The organism is Halobacillus sp. K22, assembly GCF_052246795.1.
Lineage (GTDB): Bacteria > Bacillota > Bacilli > Bacillales > Halobacillaceae > Halobacillus.
Map to the genome: position 1 here is coordinate 109,281 of NZ_JBQQCN010000006.1, position 15,193 is coordinate 124,473.

Sequence of the window (15,193 nt, forward strand, 5' to 3'; positions counted from 1 at the left end):
GAATTGTATGGCTCGTTTGCATGCTTTTAATAAAATTAAGGATTTAAGAGACCGGGAGAGAACAAAACAAGAAAAGCATCATCAATCTCAAGTAGAGGCATTTGAGAAAAAGGCAACCCAATTGTATGAGGCACTGAAAGAAAAAGAACAAGCCGAGCAATTATTCCACGAAACCCTTTCAGAAAGAACTGTTCAAGCTATAACTTTTATTCAACACCAACAATACATAGAACGCTTAGAAGAAAGAATTGAGTTGCTGCAGCCGGAAGTTCAACACGCACGACAGGCTATGTATCACTCTCAGGAAAAATTAACAGACGCCTATGTAGAAGTGAAAAAATTTGAGAAGCTCATTGAACGAAAGCAGACAAAGCACCAACAATGGCTTAAAAGTGAAGAAAATAAACAAATGGATGACTTGTCCATGAGACAATTTTTAAGCTTCCAGGATCGGTGATGGCATGGCAAAAAAGCAAAAAATGGAAAAGGAGCAAGGAAGTAGACTTCAATGGTTCTTCTTTGTGGTAGTCATTCCCGCAGTATTTGCAATTTCCTTAGCTTGGATTGTTTTATCTCTTTTAGGTGTAAATGTTACAGAACAAGCTGGCAAGTATGTAAGTACGGTGCCTGGTCTAACCCAGAGTGCTTCTAAACCCGCGGAAGAAAAAAGCACATTAAATAATAATGAACTTCAGGCTTCTCTTGACTCAAGGGATGAAACGATTGAACAGCTTGAAGAAGAACTCAGCACCAAACAGGCAGAGGTAGATGAACTTAAACAAAATGTAGCTAAGTTAGAGGCTGATGTAAAGGCTGCTCAAGAAGAAAAAGTAGAGCCCCCTGAGAATGAGAAAGTAATGGACATGGCAGCTTCCTTTCAAGAAATGGACCCAGAAGAAGCCGCGCCCATTGTCGAGAACATGAGCCAGGAGCTGGCCGTAAAGGTTCTTGAAAATATATCAAGCGGAGAAAGAGGGCAGATCTTTGGGCAAATGAATCCAGAAACAGCCGCAGGTATCGCCGGCGAAATCATAGACTAATCAGAAAATGAACCGGCTGTTTACTTGAAAGGAGGTGAAAACAATCAATCTTGTCCATCAATTGTTTACCACTGCAGGTTCCCGCAGTTCGCTTCTGTTGAATCCCCATGCAGAAGGTACGAGTACAGGAAGATCATTTCAGGATCTTTTATCCACCCTTCAAGAGAATATGGAAAGTGTAAGTATTTCTGCCAAGGAAGATAATAGTTCAATAGATGAAGTGTTTCAAAAGCTTCGTATTCAATTGAATGATTTCCTGGAGAAAGTTAAGTCCTACCACAAGGAAACAGAGCGAGAGCGTGGACAAGAATTAGAACAGGTAGTTGATATCCAGAACCAGCTTGAAGCTGCTGAGGATATACCTTCAGGCTTACAAATATTAATAAGTACCGAATCCGTACTGAAAAAGCTTCAAGAATCGCTTGTTTCGGGGGATGAAGAAGGGACTATTACAAAAGAAGATGTGAAAGACCAAAAGGTATTGGAATTACTGCAAACCATGGATGGAGCCATACATTCAATGCAAAAGTTACGTGAAGGCACTGTAGAGCAGAAGGTGAAAATAGCGGAGAATGTCCATTCCTTTACAGGGCTGGTTACTTCCCATCAGGTACAATCAAAAACAAGCAAAGCTAATTATAACTTTGAGAAGGAAGAGTTAAAACTCCAGAATTTATGGAGTAAGTTCCAGCAAAACATCCATACTCTCGAAAACAATAATAGGAAAGCTCAGACGCTTGGTTATTCATCTAAAGTTTTAATCCTTAAAGATGTTATTCAATCGATATCCGAGTTATCCTATCAGGTCCCGAAAGAAAAATGGACATCCATGCTTAATAAGCTTTCAGAGCAAGGAACAGAGTTCGAAAATAAGCTATTTAAAGACCTGTGGCAGATGTATCGTAACAGACAAACTGTTCCACCTGGATATCAACACTTGTCACCGATAAATGGAAAAGAATTCGGGAAGTGGATTTCTCAGTATATAGAAAAGCATCAGGACAATAGAGGGATATCTGCACCTTCTCTTCAGACCATGCCGATGTCAAAAGTGGAACAACACTTTATCCAGCTCTATCAGAATCAGTCTTCATCTGCTTTTCCCAACCAGCTTATTAAGGAAATGGAACGTATTCTTCAGTCCAGTAGGTGGTTTACAAGCAAGCCGGTCAGTATGGAAATGCAGTTAAAGCTTAAACCTCAAAATCTTGGGGAGATGACCATAAAGCTTGCGCAGATCAATGGTGAACTAACCGTGAAGATTGTCGCTAGCAGTCAAGTAGCGAAAGATATGCTGGAAAGTAATATGAGTCAGTTACGTCATATGTTCTCTCCCCAGCAGGTAGTAATTGAAAAGAATGAAGGGTTAACTGACCAGCAGTCTTTCCAGTCGTTTAAAGAAGAAGATGGGCACGAAGAACAACAAGAAAAACAATCGACTCAAATGAATTCGGAAAGTGAAGAGCAGTCTGAGGAGGAAGTTTCTTTTTACGAAATTTTAATGAATGAGAAAGTATAGGTGATGAGATGAATACGATTGATTCGTCCTACTATTTAAAGAATCAACCAGCTAAAGGAAGCACAAACACCTCGCTTGGAAAAGATGATTTCCTAAAGATATTAATGGCACAAATTCAGAATCAGAATCCTCTGGACCCTATGAAGGATAAAGAGTTTATATCCCAGATGACTCAGTTCTCAAATTTAGAACAAATGACAAATATGTCCCAGTCCATGCAGCAGTTCCTAGACACTCAAAGCTTACCTCCGCTGGTCCAGTACAGCAGTTTGATAGGTAAGGAGGTCACTTACCCAGTGATTAATGAAGAAACGGGTGCTGAGGAGCGGATAGAAAAAGGAGTAGTGGCATCTGTCAGTCAAAAAGATGGAAGCACATCACTGGAGTTGAACTCAGGCCATAAACTCCCTGTCAACCAAATTACATCTGTCAGTGAAACAGGTGAAGAAAGTTTCGGTGAATAAAATGAATCCCCGCATTCATCAATTACACCAGCCGCTGCAGGCACCACAGAGGAAAAAAACGGAGTCGAAAACGGAGAGCTCATTTCAAAAGGTTTTGAATGAAGTTCAGACGTTAAAGATTAGTAAACATGCAGAAAAGCGGTTGAAAGAACGCAATATAGAAATTGATCAGAACAAATGGAAAGAGATTTCAAATAAGATGGCTGAAGCTAAATCCAAAGGTGTTACAGACAGTTTAGTTATTACTAATCAGGCAGCTATAGTAGTCAGTAATAAAAACAACACCGTAGTTACAGCGCTTGGAAGAGAAGAAGCATCATCTCAAATATTTACAAACATTAATGGAACCATTGTCTTGGAAGACTAGGCTGGACCCTTAAGGGAGGCCGTATAAACCGCTGACTGATGGAAGCGGCTAATTTAATTAAAAACGAGAGGAATGTTGCACCATGCTACGTTCAATGTATGCCGGTATTTCCGGAATGAAAGGCTTTCAAACACAGTTAGATACGATAGGAAATAATATTGCCAATGTAAATACGTACGGATATAAAAAAGGGCGCGTTACATTTCAGGATATGATGAGTCAAACGATGACAGGAGCCCAAGGACCAACTGAAGGAGCAAACGGCAATTCAAGAGGAGGCTTGAACCCCTCTCAAGTAGGGCTTGGCTCTCAAACAGGATCCATTGATACGATCTATACTCAAGGCAACCGCCAGACAACGAATCGCCCATTGGATTTGTCTCTTGAAGGAGATGGAATGTTTATGCTTGCCGAAGGTGGAACGGATGATATTGATACTGACGGGAAAGCATTTGACCTTGATAACGTGAATACGAGCTTTACTCGAGCAGGGAATTTCTATTTGGATTCTGAAGGGGCAATCGTTAACAATGAAGGAAAATACTTAGTTGGAGAGCCTTATACCTTAAACGAGAATGGCCTAAATACTGCTCAGAACAATGCTGGAATGATTACCATTCCGGAAAATGCCCAAAGTTTTAGTATCCAGCCGGACGGAGCTGTAAGTTATGTAGATGCTGATGGTACTCCTAAAGTAGCTGGTCAAATTAGACTGGCAAATTTCGCTAACCCGAGCGGACTTGAAAAAATCGGTGGTAATTCCTATCGTTATACCACTAACGCAGGTGAACCTATTGAGGATTTAAGAGACCTGGCGGTTGCAGGAGAAGATGGGACAGGTCAAATGGTCGCGGGGGCTCTTGAGATGTCCAATGTGGACTTAGCTGAATCCTTTACTGAAATGATTACAGCACAGAGAGGGTTTCAGGCTAACACAAGGATTATTACAACATCAGATGAAATACTTCAAGAACTTGTCAACTTGAAACGATAATCGGAGAGGGGGGCGGGGAGGCTGACTGTAAAGCTTCCCCGATCATTATGATAGCTTTAACGAAATTAAACGGAGATTCGTTTACATTCAATGCGATTTACATAGAGCAAATCCAATCCAATCCGGACACTATGATTACTACTACTCAAGGGAAAAAGCTTCTCGTTAAAGAGACGGAAGAACTGGTAGTTAAAAAAATTAAAAAATTTTATAGAGAAGTAGGACTTTTTAGAATAGCTGGACAAGCAGGTGATGAAGATTAAAAATCGAGTCTTTAAGACGATGATTATTGTTTTCAGTGCACTCACCCTTATCGGTGCAGCGATCCTCATTATTGTAATGAACTTAAACGGTACAGAGGAAGCAAGCGGAAAAAGATCCATTGATGAAATGCGGGAATCTTCGATGCTGACAGAAGATATTACAACGGATTTAATAAATGGAGACTTTGTCCGCATTCGCTTTCGTATTGTCACAGACAGCAAGAGGTCTTTAGAGGAGTTGCAAAAACGGGATTTCCAAATGCAAAACATTTTAATTAAAGAACTTGCAGTCATGGATTTGAAATCGTTTCAATCGGGTCTCGGAGAACTTGAAGAGCAGTTAAAGATAAAATTGAATGAAGTAATGAGTCAGGGAACAGTTACTGACGTCTATACGGTAGACAAAGTTCTTCAATAGTTAAGAAAGAGGTAAGGGGGTGAGCATATGGCAGAAGAGGTTCTTTCTCAGAATGAAATAGATTCCTTGTTATCCGCATTATCAACGGGTGAAATGAATGCTGAAGAACTAAAGAATGAAGAAAAAGAAAGAAAAGTTCGATCTTATGATTTTAAAAGAGCACTGCGGTTTTCCAAAGACCAAATTAGAAGTCTTTCACGAATACACGAAAATTTCTGTAGACTGCTCACTACTTATTTTTCAGCCCAGCTGCGCACGTATGTAAATATTGAAATCGCTTCAGTGGATCAGCTTCCTTATGAAGAATTTATTCGATCTATTCCAACGATGACTATTTTGAATATTTTCAGTGTATCTCCATTAGAGGGAAGAATACTGCTGGAAACCAACCCTAATGTAGCGTATGCCATGATGGACCGAGTGCTGGGAGGCAGAGGAAGCAGTGTAAGCAAAGTGGATAACTTAACAGAAATCGAAACAACTATTATGTCTCATTTATTCGAGAAAGCCCTCTATAACTATCAAGAAGCCTGGGGTTCTATTGTGGAGATTGATCCGTTACTCGAGGAATTTGAAGTAAACCCTCAATTTCTACAAATGGTCTCGCCCAATGAAACTGTGGTAGTCGTTACCTTGAATACAACCATTGGGGAATCAAGCGGGATGATTAATATTTGTATCCCTCATGTAGTGTTAGAACCGATCATTCCGAAGCTTTCTGTGCATTATTGGATGCAAAAGCAGCAGCCGAAAGATAAAGATCCTGATGAATATGAAGCTTTAGCGAAAACCATCAAAGGGGCAGAAGTCGATATAAAAGCACTGCTCGGAGAGTCCAACATATCTATTCAGCAGTTTTTAGGGTTAAAAGAAAATGATGTTATTCGACTGAGTCAGCAAATTGACAGACCTATGACATTAAAAGTAGACGATGAACAAAAGTTTCACGTACAGCCGGGAATGATTAAAAACCATCTTGCTGTGCAAGTGTTAGAAGATTATCGAGAGGAGGCCGAAAAATAATGAGTGATGATATGTTATCTCAAGATGAAATAGATGCCCTTCTGAACGAGAGTACAGGGGAAGATCTTAATCGTAGTTTATCTCCTAGTAAGGATTCGGCAGACGAATTATCTAATCTTGAAGAAGATGCACTGGGTGAGATTGGAAATATATCTTTTGGGAGTGCCGCTACAGCTCTATCTTCCTTATTAAATCAGAAAGTGCAAATTACAACACCAAAAATTACAGTTGTAAACCGTAACCGCCTGCCTAATGAATTTCCCAAACCATACGTTGCCGTAGGCGTTACTTATACGGATGGATTTTCAGGCGAAAACGTTTTAATTATTAATACGAAAGATGCGGCTATTATCGCGGATCTTATGTTAGGCGGAGATGGCAGCTCTCCTGATGAACAATTAAATGAAATTTATTTAAGTGCTGTTCAGGAAGCTATGAATCAGATGATGGGATCTGCAGCAACCAGCATGTCGACTATATTTAATAAAAAAGTGGATATCTCTCCTCCTTCCATTGATGTTTTACATCTTGAAGAAGATCGCGGGACTGAACAGATTCCAGACGATGAAACACTAGTGAAAGTTTCTTTTCAGCTTAAAGTGGGAATTTTAATCGATTCCAATATTATGCAGCTGCTTCCTGGTGGTTTTGCCAGAGAACTAGTAGACCAGCTTATGAATCCTGAGGAAAGCGAGCCAGTACAGGTCCCTCCTGAAAAGTCCGCAGTTTTAGAAGGGAAAAATCATTCAAATACAGCTGCCCGTAAAATCGAAGAAGTTCAACAGGGTTCAAGTAAATCATCCTACCAGAAGAATGATGAACCTCAGTATGTGGGAGGGCCCACAGGGCAAAGTGTTAACGAAGCCAATATCCAGTCGGCTCAATTTCAAAACTTTGAATCTGTACAGTTGAATAATAGTGAACAGAGAAACTTAGATATGCTGATGGACATTCCATTAAAGGTTACCGTGGAATTGGGACGTACGAAACGTACGATAAAAGAAATTTTAGAAATTTCAGCAGGGTCTGTCGTGGAGCTTGATAAGTTAGCAGGGGAACCGGTAGATATTCTCGTAAATGAAAAGTTAATGGCCAAGGGAGAAGTTGTTGTAATCGATGAAAACTTCGGTGTTCGGGTTACTGATATTCTAAGCCCTAAAGACCGATTAAGTAAATTACGTTAATCAAGGAGGATGTAAGATGGCAGAACGAATAATGATTGTAGATGATGCGGCTTTTATGAGAATGATGGTGAAAGATATTCTCACAAAAAATGGTTATGAAATTGCAGCTGAAGCCGAAGATGGAAAAAAAGCGGTGGAATTATATAAAGAAAAGGAACCCGATCTCGTAACTATGGACATCACCATGCCTGAAATGGACGGGATTACAGCTCTGAAGGAAATAAAACAGTACAACCCGAATGCTAAAGTAATTATGTGTTCTGCCATGGGGCAGCAGGCGATGGTTGTCGATGCTATTCAAGCAGGGGCAAAGGATTTCATTGTTAAACCTTTTCAGGCTGACCGTGTGATTGAAGCTATACAAAAAGCCTTAAGTTAAAGAGGATTGATTATGAAACTAACAACTAGATCGACAGCTTTACTTATCGCTTTATTTATTATTTGTCTCGGCAGTGCAGAGTTCGTTCAAGCGGCACCCTCTGCTGCTGAGTGTTTAGAAAACCCTCAGCTCGAGGGATGTCCTTCTTCTGACTCGTCAGAAGATTCTGAGGCTCCCACTGGAAACGAGCAATCCCAATTGCAAGAAACTGAAGGTTCCTTACTTTGGAATATCGTGAAATTAATATTTGTTCTATTGCTGGTGTTAGTTCTCATATATGGACTATTGAAATTTTTTAATTCTAAGAATAAAGTATTCAATCAGAATCGAACAATGGAAAACCTCGGAGGAATGAATCTTGCTCCGAACCGGTCCATACAGGCGGTGCGTATTGGCGAACAGGTATTTATCCTTGGGGTCGGGGAATCAGTAGAAATAATCACCGAGATCACAGATCCATCTACTAAAAACGCTTTGGTCCAAAGGGATAAACATCAAGGAATGGAACAAGTCATTCCATTTGATAAATGGCTCGGCAAATGGAAAAAGGAAAAAAGGACGGATAAAGGTACTCCAACGGTACAGTTTCAACAGTTATTCGAGAAACAACTGAAAGATATGAAAGTAAAGAGAAAGAATGCTTCAAAGCAGCAGCAGGAGGGCAGAGATCATGAATGAATTCATCGACATATTCTCTGGCTCAAATCCTGAAGATATATCTACTTCCGTCAAATTGCTGCTCTTGTTAACAGTCTTGTCCCTTGCTCCTGGAATTCTGATTCTGATGACAAGTTTTACAAGGATCCTAATCGTACTTTCTTTTGTAAGGACTTCGCTTGCGACTCAGCAAATGCCGCCCAATCAAGTTTTAGTGGGGATTGCTCTTTTTTTAACATTCTTCATAATGACGCCTACCTTCCAGGAAGTAAACAATCAAGCGTTAACACCTTTGTTTAACGAAGAAATTACATTGGATGAGGCTTATGAAGAAGCAAGTATTCCTATGAAAGAGTTCATGGGGAAACATACGAGGCAGAAGGACTTAGCACTATTTATGAATTATTCAGATATGGAGCCGCCGGAAACTATTCAGGACGTTCCACTAACCACACTTGTGCCGGCTTTTGCAATCAGCGAACTTAAAACAGCTTTTCAAATGGGGTTCATGATATTTGTTCCTTTTCTTGTTATTGATATGGCTGTAGCAAGTGTACTCATGTCCATGGGAATGATGATGCTGCCGCCAGTAATGATTTCACTTCCTTTTAAAATTTTATTATTTGTTTTAGTTGATGGATGGTTCTTAATAACAAAATCCTTATTGGAAGGGTTTTAGGAGGGAGGTCAATTGAATGAACGATCAAATGGTCATTTCATTTGCTAAAGAAGGCATTTATACCGTCTTATTAATTACTGGTCCTTTGCTGATTTTAGCTTTGGCGGTCGGCCTCCTCGTCAGTATTTTTCAGGCAACAACACAAATACAGGAGCAAACGCTTGCTTTCATTCCTAAAATTGTGGCGGTGATGGTAGGGTTAATATTCTTTGGTCCCTGGATGCTGACAAATATGGTGGAGTTTGCTGCCAGTATATTCAGTAACTTAAATATGTTAGTAGGTTAGCTATGCTGGACTCGATTAATTTAGCGGGCCTTCCCGCATTTTTATTAATATTCATTCGAGTGACTTCATTTTTTGTCACACTTCCGCTCTTTTCCTATCGAAATGTCCCGAATCAGCATAAAGTTGCGTTCAGTTTCTTCATTGCTTTACTTATGTATTTTTCCCTTTCTGTTCCTGAGCTTACCGTTGATGAGGAATATTTTTTGCTTATATTCAAAGAAGCAGCAGTTGGAATTGCAGTTGGTTTATTAGCCTATATTGTACTTGCAGCGATTCAAATTGCAGGAGGCTTTATTGATTTTCAGATGGGATTTGCGATTGCTAATGTTATAGACCCACAAACAGGAGCTCAAAGTCCTTTAATAGGGCAATACTTCAATATTATTACACTGTTGTTTATCTTGGCCGTTGATGGACATCACCTGATGATTGAAGGCGTGTTTTACAGTTACTCACTTATTTCAATTGATCAATTGCTGCCGCTTCAGGACGAAGCATGGATCCAATATGTAATAGAAACTTTCAACCAGATGTTTGTAATTGCTTTTTTAATGGCTGCGCCTATTGTAGGATGCTTGTTCCTTGTGGACATTGCTCTTGGAATTATTGCCCGGACGGTACCCCAGTTAAACGTCTTCGTAGTTGGTTTACCACTTAAAATATTCATAGCTCTCTCTGTTCTAGTGATTGCAATGACTTTTTATATGATACTGATTAGACAATTATTCGAAACCATGCTTAAGACCATGCGTGGGTTAATGCAAATATTCGGAGGCTAGCTGCACATGCACTACTTACATTTAGACCTACAGTTCTTTGCTGCAGATGAAAAAACAGAAAAAGCTACACCTAAGAAGAGGCAGGATAGCCGTAAAAAAGGACAGGTTCCCAAAAGTCAGGATGTAAATACCGGCTTTCTTCTATTAATGGTATTTGGGGTTCTCTTCTTATTAGGCGGACACATGAAATCAACGATGACAGGAATGTATGAACATGCGTTTCAAGAATACGTTTATTGGGATGTAACTGAAATGCAAGTTCATACGATTTTTGTAGAAATGACTTGGGAGATTAGTAAAGTCATTGCCCCCGTTATGGGGGTGGCTATTGTAGCGGGTATTGCATCCAACCTTTTGCAGGTAGGAATTATGTTCACCGGTGAACCATTAAAAGTAGATTTAAAAAAGCTGGATCCTATTCAGGGAGCAAAAAAGATATTTTCAGCACGTGCTCTCGTCGAATTGGTAAAGTCATTGCTGAAAATTGCTATGGTGGGTTCGATTACGTTTGCAGTTATCTGGATTAATAAGGATGAAATGATGCTGATGTCCCAAAAATCAGTACAGGCAGCCCTTGCTTTTTTTGGAAACACTACCATTTTAATGGGGCTTGCTTCTGCACTCGCCCTGCTTATTCTCTCAGTCATTGATTATACATACCAGCGTTACGACCATGAAAAGAACATTCGAATGTCAAAGAAAGACATTAAAGATGAACATAAGAACATGGAAGGGGATCCGCAGATTAAAGCAAAAATTAAAGAGAAGCAGCGGCAAATGTCTGCTTTTCGTATGATGAGTGAAGTTCCGGACGCTGATGTAGTGATCACGAATCCCACTCATTATGCTATTGCTGTAAAGTACAGTGAGGATCAGGGCGATGCCCCTTACGTTGTAGCAAAAGGGGTTGATTTTATCGCTTTAAAGATTAAAGAAGTAGCTAAAGCGAACGACGTGGTTACTGTTGAAAACCGGCCCCTGGCAAGAGCTTTATATCAAAACTCGGAAATTGATCAACCTATCGATGAGCAATTCTATAAGGCAGTAGCAGAAATTCTGGCTTACGTTTATCAATTGGAGAAAAAAATCTAAAGTAAAGGAGGACCCCCGATGTCAGCAAGAGATTTATCTGTTTTATTAGGTGTGATTTTGATCATTGTCATGCTTGTTATCCCACTCCCAGGGTGGCTCCTTAGCTTTTTTATTCTAATTAATATAACACTTGCTCTGATTGTCATTCTAGTTTCAATGAACATGGAAGAAGCCCTTCAATTTGCTGTCTTTCCGACTCTATTGTTATTGCTGACATTATTTCGGCTTGGATTGAACGTTTCTACAACCCGCTCTATCCTATCCGAAGCGGAAGCGGGAGGTGTGATTGCTGCCTTTGGTACTTTCGTTATTGGAGGAAATCCATTGGTTGGGTTTGTTGTATTTATCATCCTGGTTATTATTCAATTTCTTGTGATCACAAAAGGGGCAGAGCGTGTATCAGAAGTAGCCGCGCGATTTACCTTAGATGCTATGCCCGGGAAGCAGATGAGTATAGATGCTGATTTGAATGCCGGAATGATCAATGAGCACCAGGCTAAAGAGCGCAGGGAAAAAATTGAAAATGAATCCGATTTCTACGGAGCGATGGACGGTGCAAGTAAGTTTGTTAAAGGAGATGCTATAGCCGGTATTATCATTGTGCTTATTAATATAATATTCGGTTTAATAATAGGAATGGTCCAGATGGGCATGTCCTTCACTGAAGCCATTGATACTTATATGCGATTAACCGTAGGGGATGGTCTTGTCAGCCAAATACCTGCCTTGCTCATATCTACGGCCACCGGAATTGTAGTAACACGGGTAGCTTCCCAGGGTAATTTAAGTACTGATGTAACCAGTCAGCTGCTTAGATACCCAAAGCTGCTTTACATAGCTGCTGGAACCATCTTTCTATTAGGTTTAACTCCGATTCCATTCTTCCTTACAACACTTATAGCTTCCGTATTAGGATTTGGAGCTTATTGGCTATCTAGAGAAGTTGAAGAACCTGCAGAAGACGAGCCCGAAGAGCTGGATGAAACGGAAAGTGATCAGATGAAATCGCCCGAAAATGTGATTAACTTAATCAGTATGGATCCGATTGAGTTTGAATTTGGTTACGCGCTCATTCCCATCGCCGATTCAAATCAGGGAGGGGATTTATTAGACCGCATTGTCATGATTAGGAGGCAGTTGGCCATTGAATTAGGAATTGTTATACCAGTTGTAAGAATCCGGGACAATATCCAGCTGCACCCCAACGAATACCGGCTGAAAATTAAAGGAAACGAGGAAGCCAGTGGGGAACTTATGCTTGATCATTATTTAGCTATGAGCCCAGGAGACGACGATGACGAGTTGGACGGAATCCAAACGCAGGAACCTGCCTTTGGTTTACCTGCCAAATGGATTACCGAAGATCAGAAAGATGATGCTGAATTATCTGGTTATACCGTCGTTGATCCCCCATCCGTGGTATCGACTCATATTACTGAGGTAATTAAGCAGCATGCCCATTCCCTTCTTGGCCGTCAAGAAACACAACAGCTAATTGACCATTTGAAAGCATCTTATCCAATTCTGGTTGCCGAAGTTACACCTGAGCCTTTATCGGTGGGCGAGGTCCAAAAGGTCCTTGCAAAGCTTCTACGTGAGAATGTTTCCATCAATAACTTACCTGTGATTTTCGAAACGCTTGCTGACTTTGGCAGAATGACCTCTGATACGGAGCTGCTTGCTGAATATGCAAGACAGTCATTAGCAGCCCAGCTCACCCGTCAATATATGAAAGCAGACAAAAGTGTCAAAGTCATCACCGTATCCGGCAAGGTAGAGAAAATCATTGCAGATAATATTCAGCAGACAGAACATGGCAGTTATCTAGCGCTGGATCCAGAAAGTCAGCAATCCATTATTAGTGCTGTTGCCGCTCAAGTTGAACAAGTTTCACTCCAGGAAGAAACGGCTATTTTATTGTGCTCGCCAGCTGTCCGTATGTACATAAAACAACTGCTGGAAAGGTTCTTACCTCAAGTAGTTGTGCTGTCATATAACGAATTAGAGCCTACTGTCGAAGTACAAAGTGTAGGAGTGGTGAATGTCGCATGAAGGTAAAAAAGTTTCAGGCACCAACTATGCCGGAAGTCATGAAAAAGGTAAAAGGTGAATTAGGATCAGAAGCGGTGATTTTGAATACCAAAACGCTTAAAGCAAGAGGACTATTCAGAAGGTTTAAAAAGGATCTTATTGAAGTTATTGCAGCGATAGATTCTTCTGTATCTACTCAGGAAAAAGTGCATGCTTCAAAAAGTTCGCAAACATTGAATTCTGAGAAATCGGAAGCACCTCCGAATGAAGCAATCATAAACGAGCTGAAGCAGCTTCGCTCAATGATTGAATCAAAAAATAATCACTTACCAGTTCGGGAAGAATACGAAGCCGGGTATAAACATTTAATAGCGCAAGAACTAGAACCCGAGATTGCTGCACGTATTGTAAAAGAATTCGATTATAAACAAAGGGCAGGGGATGCAGGTTACCAGGGTGGAATGCAGCATTTATTAACTGAAGAGATTACAAACTGGCTAAAACCTCTCCCTTTTGGCCATAAACAATTCAGAAAGACATTTGTGCATTTAGTAGGACCTACTGGAGTTGGAAAAACCACTACCGCTGCTAAATTGGCAGCAGAAGCTGTATTAAATCAAAAGTTAAATGTAGCTTTTATTACCACAGATACTTACCGGATTGGGGCTATTGATCAGTTGAGAACCTATGCGGAAATACTGAACGTGCCGCTTGAAGTTGCTTACAATCTCAAAGACTATGAACAAGCAAGAGAGAAGTATAAAAATTTTGATCTTGTAATAGTAGATACAGCCGGACGTAATTATCGCCAGGCTTCTTATGTAGAAGAGTTAAACCAGCTGCTGCAATTTGATGATGATTCCGAAACTTTTTTAGTTCTATCGCTAACAAGCAAGTATCGTGATATGAAAGACATTTATGAAAAGTTTCGCCTTATTCGCATCAGTAAGATTATTTTTACAAAAGGAGACGAAACTTCTACTTATGGAAGTGGGATAAATTTACTGGTCCACCACAAGATTGGTGTTGCTTACTTAACTAACGGACAAAACGTTCCGGATGACATCGAAGAAGCTTCACCTGGCTATCTTGCAAAGAAGATTACAGAGGGGTATGAGCATGCTTGATCAAGCTGAACAGTTACGAAAGCGTATAGCGGGCAGCCGAGTTAAGGAAAGCAAACATACCATTGCCATTGCCAGTGGCAGCGAAGGAGTAGGAAAATCAAACTTCACCCTTAATTTTGCGATTAAACTTATGCAACAGAATAAACGCGTATTAATCTTTGATTTAAATAATGGTAAGGGAACCATCGACCGATTGTTAGAAGTTCCTCCTTTATTTACACTTTCTCATCTTTTTTCTGATGGAAAAACAATATGGGATATTGTGGAACAAGGACCTATATCCTTGTCATACCTCGCCGGAGGTCCAGGGGTTAAAGAGGCTTTTGAGCTTGATGAGTTTAAATTGGAATACTTTCAATCCCAGTTTGAAGAATTAAATAATTCTTATGATTACATTCTTTTTAATATGGGATCAGAAGGTAAAGAGAATCAAATAAAATTTATGACGGCTGCTGATGAAGTTTTTATTGTAACCACACCAGCCCCAAGATCAATCACAAGTGCATACGCTCTTATTAAAAATCTGTTAACAAAGGAAGTAGAGTTTCCGATTTCCATACTCTTTAATCGTTCATCGTCGGAAAGAATAAGTGATGAATCCCGCTTTCGTCTTCAGGAAGTTATTCAGCGTTTCTTACAAGCTGAAGTCCATTATTTAGGATCCGTTCCTGAAGATCGTACAGTTATCCGTTCAGTTATACAGAGGAAGCCTTTTACGATTCAGTATCCTAAGTGTCCGGCAAGTAAAGCTCTCAGTAATATTGTTTATAACTATGTAAATTTTTCCGAAAAGAACATTCATTATCATCGTGAATTTTCGTTTAAATTGAGGGAGATTATTTCCAAAGAAACAAGACTATGAAAATTGTAAAAGTTATGGTGGTGGATGAT

At 40.1% G+C, this 15,193-nt stretch carries 19 protein-coding genes; all 19 read left to right on the plus strand.

Annotated elements, in window-relative coordinates; genetic code table 11:
• Positions 1–7: 7 nt before the first annotated feature.
• Entirely contained in the window at positions 8–457 is a 450-nt protein-coding gene (gene fliJ, locus ACTWPM_RS06790; RefSeq protein ID WP_443132310.1) for a flagellar export protein FliJ, read from the plus strand.
• Positions 458–461: 4 nt separating this feature from the next.
• A complete protein-coding gene (locus tag ACTWPM_RS06795; RefSeq protein ID WP_443132311.1) occupies positions 462–1,040 on the plus strand; it encodes a MotE family protein in 579 nt (192 codons plus the stop codon).
• Positions 1,041–1,074: 34 nt separating this feature from the next.
• Positions 1,075–2,559 carry a flagellar hook-length control protein FliK gene (locus tag ACTWPM_RS06800; RefSeq protein WP_443132312.1) on the plus strand — a complete coding sequence of 495 codons (1,485 nt, stop codon included), beginning with the start codon at positions 1,075–1,077 and terminating at the stop codon, positions 2,557–2,559.
• Between the two features lie 8 nt (positions 2,560–2,567).
• Positions 2,568–3,023 carry a flagellar hook assembly protein FlgD gene (gene flgD, locus ACTWPM_RS06805; protein WP_443132313.1) on the plus strand — a complete coding sequence of 152 codons (456 nt, stop codon included), beginning with the start codon at positions 2,568–2,570 and terminating at the stop codon, positions 3,021–3,023.
• Between the two features lies 1 nt (position 3,024).
• On the plus strand, positions 3,025–3,390 hold the full coding sequence (locus tag ACTWPM_RS06810; RefSeq protein WP_443132347.1) for a TIGR02530 family flagellar biosynthesis protein: 366 nt from the start codon (positions 3,025–3,027) through the stop codon (positions 3,388–3,390).
• An 82-nt stretch (positions 3,391–3,472) separates the two neighbouring features.
• Complete coding sequence (gene flgG, locus ACTWPM_RS06815; RefSeq protein ID WP_443132314.1) at positions 3,473–4,384, plus strand: flagellar basal body rod protein FlgG; 912 nt, start codon at positions 3,473–3,475, stop codon at positions 4,382–4,384.
• Positions 4,385–4,431: 47 nt separating this feature from the next.
• Positions 4,432–4,647: a flagellar FlbD family protein gene (locus tag ACTWPM_RS06820; protein ID WP_443132315.1), complete on the plus strand. Its 216-nt coding sequence runs from the start codon at positions 4,432–4,434 to the stop codon at positions 4,645–4,647.
• Positions 4,637–5,065, plus strand: a complete 429-nt coding sequence (fliL, locus tag ACTWPM_RS06825) for a flagellar basal body-associated protein FliL (RefSeq protein ID WP_443132348.1) — start codon at positions 4,637–4,639, stop codon at positions 5,063–5,065. The genes ACTWPM_RS06820 and fliL overlap by 11 nt, the downstream gene beginning before the upstream one ends.
• A 27-nt stretch (positions 5,066–5,092) precedes the next feature.
• Positions 5,093–6,088 (plus strand): flagellar motor switch protein FliM, encoded by a 996-nt coding sequence (gene fliM, locus ACTWPM_RS06830; protein ID WP_443132316.1) that lies wholly within the window; start codon positions 5,093–5,095, stop codon positions 6,086–6,088.
• Positions 6,088–7,272: a flagellar motor switch phosphatase FliY gene (gene fliY, locus ACTWPM_RS06835; protein WP_443132317.1), complete on the plus strand. Its 1,185-nt coding sequence runs from the start codon at positions 6,088–6,090 to the stop codon at positions 7,270–7,272. Before fliM ends, fliY begins: the two co-directional genes overlap by 1 nt.
• A gap of 16 nt (positions 7,273–7,288) precedes the next feature.
• On the plus strand, positions 7,289–7,651 hold the full coding sequence (locus tag ACTWPM_RS06840) for a response regulator (RefSeq protein WP_443132318.1): 363 nt from the start codon (positions 7,289–7,291) through the stop codon (positions 7,649–7,651).
• A gap of 12 nt (positions 7,652–7,663) precedes the next feature.
• Positions 7,664–8,329, plus strand: coding sequence for a flagellar biosynthetic protein FliO (locus tag ACTWPM_RS06845; protein WP_443132319.1), 666 nt, complete (start codon positions 7,664–7,666; stop codon positions 8,327–8,329).
• Positions 8,322–8,987: a flagellar type III secretion system pore protein FliP gene (gene fliP, locus ACTWPM_RS06850; RefSeq protein ID WP_443132320.1), complete on the plus strand. Its 666-nt coding sequence runs from the start codon at positions 8,322–8,324 to the stop codon at positions 8,985–8,987. The genes ACTWPM_RS06845 and fliP overlap by 8 nt, the downstream gene beginning before the upstream one ends.
• 16 nt (positions 8,988–9,003) lie before the next feature.
• Positions 9,004–9,273, plus strand: coding sequence for a flagellar biosynthesis protein FliQ (fliQ, locus tag ACTWPM_RS06855; RefSeq protein WP_443132321.1), 270 nt, complete (start codon positions 9,004–9,006; stop codon positions 9,271–9,273).
• Positions 9,274–9,275: 2 nt separating this feature from the next.
• Positions 9,276–10,052: a flagellar biosynthetic protein FliR gene (fliR, locus tag ACTWPM_RS06860; protein WP_443132322.1), complete on the plus strand. Its 777-nt coding sequence runs from the start codon at positions 9,276–9,278 to the stop codon at positions 10,050–10,052.
• Positions 10,053–10,058: 6 nt separating this feature from the next.
• Positions 10,059–11,144 carry a flagellar biosynthesis protein FlhB gene (gene flhB, locus ACTWPM_RS06865; protein ID WP_443132323.1) on the plus strand — a complete coding sequence of 362 codons (1,086 nt, stop codon included), beginning with the start codon at positions 10,059–10,061 and terminating at the stop codon, positions 11,142–11,144.
• An 18-nt stretch (positions 11,145–11,162) separates the two neighbouring features.
• On the plus strand, positions 11,163–13,196 hold the full coding sequence (flhA, locus tag ACTWPM_RS06870; protein ID WP_443132324.1) for a flagellar biosynthesis protein FlhA: 2,034 nt from the start codon (positions 11,163–11,165) through the stop codon (positions 13,194–13,196).
• Entirely contained in the window at positions 13,193–14,302 is a 1,110-nt protein-coding gene (gene flhF / locus ACTWPM_RS06875) for a flagellar biosynthesis protein FlhF (protein WP_443132325.1), read from the plus strand. Before flhA ends, flhF begins: the two co-directional genes overlap by 4 nt.
• Complete coding sequence (locus tag ACTWPM_RS06880) at positions 14,295–15,164, plus strand: nucleotide-binding protein (protein WP_443132326.1); 870 nt, start codon at positions 14,295–14,297, stop codon at positions 15,162–15,164. Before flhF ends, ACTWPM_RS06880 begins: the two co-directional genes overlap by 8 nt.
• Positions 15,165–15,193 lie beyond the last annotated feature (29 nt).